This is a genomic window from Ruminococcus sp. AF17-1AC (assembly GCF_003461385.1).
Taxonomy (GTDB): Bacteria; Bacillota; Clostridia; order Oscillospirales; family Ruminococcaceae; genus Hominimerdicola; species Hominimerdicola aceti.
In genome coordinates, this window is sequence record NZ_QTWZ01000038.1 from 1 (window position 1) to 4772 (window position 4772).

Sequence of the window (4772 nt, forward strand, 5' to 3'; positions counted from 1 at the left end):
TTATTATACTTTGATTGTTTTTTATGTGTCAAGTTTTATTATACAGGATTACAGTCAGATCAACATCTCCGCTTGTCAGCGTAACATTCTGAGCCTTAGGAACTTCGTATCTTGTATCTACATTGATCTCAGATACGGTGTAGGTGATCGCTTTGCCCGTAGATGTGTTGTATACCTTTAATCCGCTAAATTCGGCAACGCCGTTTGCATTGGTTTTCTTGGTGTAACTGCTGCCGTCGTTTCCTGTGACCTTGAACTCTCTGCCGCTTACGATCCCGTCATCGGCGGTCTTATTGACCTTAATTTTGCCTCTCGTAAAATCTTCGGTCACAAATATATTTTCGTCAGCCTTTAATGCGAACACTTCTTCAGAGATACTGTAACCTGTCGGTGCGGAGATCTCCTTAACGTAATACTTCTTTTCAGGTAACTGAATGGAGCCTGTTCCGTCCTTGCCGATAGTGATCTCGCCGACCTTGTTTTTACAAGCCTTATCGGTATATACTCCGTATTTTGCAACCGTGCCGTCTACCTTGCTTGTGCCTGAAATCTTAACCGTTCTGTCTGAGGCAAGAACCTTAGTTATTTCAAATTTCACATCATTTTTTGTTATCCTGAACGCCGACATATTCATAGCTGTTGCGGTCTTGCCATCTGTTTTGTTGTTGATAACAACGCCCTCCGAACCGCTGGATTCTATTCTCCAATGCTTTCCGCCAGCACCTTTTCCATCGCCAACTGTCTTTGAGTTTATGAGTTTTTCCGAAACACCAATAGATCTCAGATAGCTTATTACATCATTTCTTGAATCAAATTCGCCCATATATATCCAAGCGTGGTCCTCACCAACCGGATTCTGAGCGACCACCACAGAACCTGCTGTAATAACCGAACCGTCAGCACACTCCCAATACGGGCGGTCCGTTGTCTTGATGTTTTTCTTTTCGACTTCGACCTTTGAAGTCTTTCCGTCGTAAGTTATGGTGCAGTTATCATTGACTGTAAGCCAATGATCTGTATCAACAGGCACAGGGTTGTTCCAACTGAACCCCGATGTTTTGTATCCAAGCTGCGTAAGAGTATAGTACACAAGACCCGAACAGTCAATGCCGAGATTATTTATCGTTTCAACAGAAAGCGGAGTGTACTGACCCTGATCATACGCATACCAGTAGCCCTTGTTTCCATAAGTATACGGTGTACCCAGCAAGGTCGCCGCCTTTGCGATCACCGTATCCGCTGACGGAAATGCCGGGTTTTCCATAGGTGTGCTTGCGGCACTTGCTGTGATTGCTCCGCTCATAGATGAACCGAACATAGAAAAAGCACAGAGTCCTGCCATGAACCCTGCACCGAGTTTCTTTAATATTTTCGATTTTTTGAACATAAAGTGCATTTCTCCTTTTCATTTTTGCAAAGAAAAAGAGCCGGATTTCGGCTCTTTCGTTTGCACATCTTAATATATTTCATCATATCTTTGGTTGCTTATCAAATCCGCCACTGATATATATGATTCATCAATATCTATTATTTCGCTGAATCCGCAGTCGTTATTCAGCAGAAATCCTTGTCCCTGCGTATCAAGAACAAACCATGTTCCGTTTACCTTAACGACATTTGCTACATGACCATACAGTTTTGACGGCGTCCATGCAAGATAGCATTCCAGACCTGTACCTTTGCACAAATAGTAGGTCTGCCACGAATAATTCACACAAGTGCCCGAACCGTTTTCAGTCATCCAGTTGTATACCGCCTCTGCCTTGCTGTAATCAGAGCCGTTATGAGATAAGCTTCTGCCGATATCCATATATCGTTCTTCCTCAGTAGGCACCGGCAAGGGTGGTTGAGTTTGCAGCACTGTTGTAGTCTGCGGCTTTGTCGTTGTGTCAGGCGGATTTGTTACCGCAGGCTTTGCAGTTGTAGTCGGAGGCGTCGGATCGTTATTCTGTTCCGCTCCGTTATTGCTCCGGTTATTATCGGACGGCGAGTTATCTGGCTGCGGATCATTTTGCACAGGCTGATGGTTATTTTCCTGACCGTTATTATTCTGTGCAGAATTGTTCTGTCCCTGACTGGAATTTCCCGAATAACCTGATGGATCTGATTTCTTGGTCGTAGTTACTGTGATATTTGTCGGTTTTGAAGTCTCGGATACCGTCTGCGAACTTGTTTTAAAAGTAGTAGTTGTGGCTTCGCTTGTATCCTTTTCTTCCTTTGCAGATGTTACTGCGGAAACTGTGACCGCAGTCGTAGTTTGGCTCACTGCCGAAGTGTCGACGCTTACTGATCTTTCGGCAGTTTCCGCTGCATTTCCGCAGGCTGATAAAAACACCGCACAGAGTATCAAAATTAATATCGCTCTTTTCATATCATCACGCTCCTTGTCAAGCAATATATCATATATCCGCCCACAAATCTATACTTTTTGCAAAAGTTCTACCTTTGTTACAAGATACACAGCAAATGCTTTAGCAAACTACATACTTAGCTCCGGTTCAGGTTCATCTTCAGGCTCCGACATTTCCTCATTGGGAGTGTTCTCCACCTCGATATCCGTCTGCTGAACCTGCTGCAGCTTGAGATCATAAGCATTGAGCACAGCCTGATTTACGGCAGTTCTCGCCGACTTGGTTATGGCGTGGAAGGTGTCGCTGTACTGCTTGTTGCCGTCCTTATCGGTGTATGAGGTGGAGGGCATATTGACAAATCTGCCCTTTTCGGTCTCGATGACCCTCAGTCCGTGAACGGCGAACATACCGTCCATCGTTACGCTGGCATATGCCTTGATTGCTGAATCCTCTTTGTTTACCATTCTGTTGATAGATGCGTGTATTCTCATAGTTTCATTCTCCTTTACATTGTCTGTTCGATTTCCGGTTCTTCTTCATATTCTTCAAGCGGTTGGATCACTTCCGGCTTTGTTTCTCTCACAGCAACCAGCCCGATACCAGGCAGATCTACTATGATATGATCAAACTGCTGCTTGTACTTTTCTATCTGTTCATCAGTAAGTGAACAGGAATCCCATTCGCCGTATTCGTTACGATAATTGCCTGAAATATAGAAAGTGCCGTGAACAAGTGTATTTCCAACTATCCTGTTAGGCTTTGAACCGTTCAGCAGAAACTCATCATTGCACCAGCAAAGTGCGTCATTTGTCTGCTCAAAATATATAGGTTCAATGCTTCCTCCCACTACTTCCTGCATTGCCTGGATATCGTCCTCGATATCTTTCACATACGGTTCTTTCAGAGGTTCAAACACGAGTATCCTCATTCTTTTGCCTCACTTTCACAATACTCTTTCAGCGGACAATCGCCGCAGTCATCAAACATCGCACAGGTACGCTGTATTTCCTCTTCGGATATCCCACAGTCAAAATGCTGCTTTTTCTGTTCGTCTTGCCATACGATAAGTGAAACACCGCTGCTGTCACGTTCGACCTCTACCGTTACAGCATTTCCGTGCCTGTCATAAAGCCCAGAAAATTCTGTTTTGCCTTTTGCCGTTAAAACCTGTGCCAATATTATCTTCTTCATAAAAACCTCCTAATCAAAAAGCGAAAGCTGTTTGATAGCTTTCGCACGTTCGCTTGTGTCATAATTTGATATGAGCAACTCTGCATACTGACAGCCGCCGTCATACCGCTGTGCCAAATTGTTCAGCCTGCTTATCTCTTCAATGTGAATGTTTGGTTTATGCCATATCTCACGGATCTCAGGACAATCATTATACGAAACCAAAAATCTGCCTTTGATATCAAGAAGAGCGTCACGCAGTCTGATATGATCTTTTGCAGTAAAACCTACGTCCTTGTAGTAATTCTCTGTAGCAAAATACGGCGGATCGCAGTAGAAAAAGCTGACGGGTCTATCGTACTGCTTAATCAGCTTTTCAAAATCTTTGTTTTCGATAACTACCTTCTGCAAACGCCTTGCCGCAAGGTCTATCATCGGAAAATCAGACCACATTGAATGTGGCTGACTTCCAAAGCTGTCAAGACCGCTTGCATAGCTGTAACGTATAAGCTGATAAAACTTTGCCGCTCTGTCAACATCATAAAGTCGAGGCAGAATGCCACGCTTATGAAGTAGAGCTAAATACTCAAAATCCTCTCTTGAATCAAGCACATATCTCAGCTTGTATTTCAGCTTTGCAGGTTTATCACGAACGCAGCGGTAAAGATTCGCAAGGTTTGAATTGAAGTCATTGTACACCTCGAAATCCATACCGGGCGGCTTGTGAAACAGCACCCAGCCTGCACCGCCAAACACCTCGATATATCTTTCATAGTAAGGCGGAAATCTTGCAAGAACCTCGTCACGAAGATTTTTCTTTCCCCCTACCCATGACATAAAACTGTTCATGTTTTTCCTTTCTGCCGTTAGAACCAACAGCAGAAAAGTCGCTTTGCAAGCACCAGATTTTTGATCTGCTGTTGGCAAAACGACCTTAATAAATATTAGATTTTACGCTGTTTTCAGCCCTTGATTATCGGGTCAACATAGCTGAATATGATGCGTTTCTGTTCAAGGTAGCCGTCGGCTTTGTTTACCTCATTACACAGCTCCTTGTACTGACGTTCAGAAAGCACAGGCTTTGTTGCTCTCAGCATTGCAGGGATATTACCCATACAGAACTTGAAGTCTACTTTGGCTTTAACTCTGTTTGTGTGCATCTTTGACCTCCTTATCAAGACGTGCGATCTCTTTTTCCGCAGACTTAAAAGCCACGGCAAGAGAACCTATCGTTGTTCCGATGATAACACC

The 4772-nt window shown here is 43.8% G+C and carries 7 protein-coding genes; all 7 read right to left on the reverse strand.

The genetic code is table 11. The features are described 5' to 3' along the window. Positions 1 to 28 precede the first annotated feature (28 nt). Positions 29 to 1387, reverse strand: a complete 1359-nt coding sequence (locus tag DWW81_RS12880) for a SpaA isopeptide-forming pilin-related protein (RefSeq protein ID WP_117898179.1) — start codon at positions 1385 to 1387, stop codon at positions 29 to 31. A gap of 69 nt (positions 1388 to 1456) precedes the next feature. Continuing rightward, the gene (locus DWW81_RS12885; RefSeq protein ID WP_117934723.1) at positions 1457 to 2371 is read right to left on the reverse strand and encodes a hypothetical protein; all 915 of its coding nucleotides are present in this window, start codon (positions 2369 to 2371) and stop codon (positions 1457 to 1459) included. Between the two features lie 108 nt (positions 2372 to 2479). Further along, positions 2480 to 2842, reverse strand: coding sequence for a SpoVG family protein (locus tag DWW81_RS12890; RefSeq protein ID WP_117878156.1), 363 nt, complete (start codon positions 2840 to 2842; stop codon positions 2480 to 2482). A gap of 14 nt (positions 2843 to 2856) precedes the next feature. Then, entirely contained in the window at positions 2857 to 3279 is a 423-nt protein-coding gene (locus DWW81_RS12895) for a DUF3846 domain-containing protein (RefSeq protein ID WP_117898177.1), read from the reverse strand. Beyond that, positions 3276 to 3542, reverse strand: a complete 267-nt coding sequence (locus DWW81_RS12900) for a hypothetical protein (protein ID WP_117859745.1) — start codon at positions 3540 to 3542, stop codon at positions 3276 to 3278. The genes DWW81_RS12895 and DWW81_RS12900 overlap by 4 nt, the downstream gene beginning before the upstream one ends. 9 nt (positions 3543 to 3551) lie before the next feature. Then, positions 3552 to 4358 (reverse strand): DNA adenine methylase, encoded by an 807-nt coding sequence (locus tag DWW81_RS12905; RefSeq protein WP_117898180.1) that lies wholly within the window; start codon positions 4356 to 4358, stop codon positions 3552 to 3554. A gap of 125 nt (positions 4359 to 4483) precedes the next feature. After that, positions 4484 to 4681: a hypothetical protein gene (locus tag DWW81_RS12910; protein WP_117898176.1), complete on the reverse strand. Its 198-nt coding sequence runs from the start codon at positions 4679 to 4681 to the stop codon at positions 4484 to 4486. Positions 4682 to 4772 lie beyond the last annotated feature (91 nt).

Excerpts from the sequence above, each read along its gene's own strand:
- DWW81_RS12895 (WP_117898177.1), bottom strand. The coding sequence starts at position 3,279 with ATGAGGATACTCGTGTTTGAACCTCTGAAAGAACCGTATGTGAAAGAT.
- DWW81_RS12880 (WP_117898179.1), bottom strand. The coding sequence starts at position 1,387 with ATGTTCAAAAAATCGAAAATATTAAAGAAACTCGGTGCAGGGTTCATG.
- DWW81_RS12910 (WP_117898176.1), bottom strand. The coding sequence starts at position 4,681 with ATGCACACAAACAGAGTTAAAGCCAAAGTAGACTTCAAGTTCTGTATG.
- DWW81_RS12890 (WP_117878156.1), bottom strand. The coding sequence starts at position 2,842 with ATGAGAATACACGCATCTATCAACAGAATGGTAAACAAAGAGGATTCA.
- DWW81_RS12885 (WP_117934723.1), bottom strand. The coding sequence starts at position 2,371 with ATGAAAAGAGCGATATTAATTTTGATACTCTGTGCGGTGTTTTTATCA.
- DWW81_RS12900 (WP_117859745.1), bottom strand. The coding sequence starts at position 3,542 with ATGAAGAAGATAATATTGGCACAGGTTTTAACGGCAAAAGGCAAAACA.
- DWW81_RS12905 (WP_117898180.1), bottom strand. The coding sequence starts at position 4,358 with ATGTCATGGGTAGGGGGAAAGAAAAATCTTCGTGACGAGGTTCTTGCA.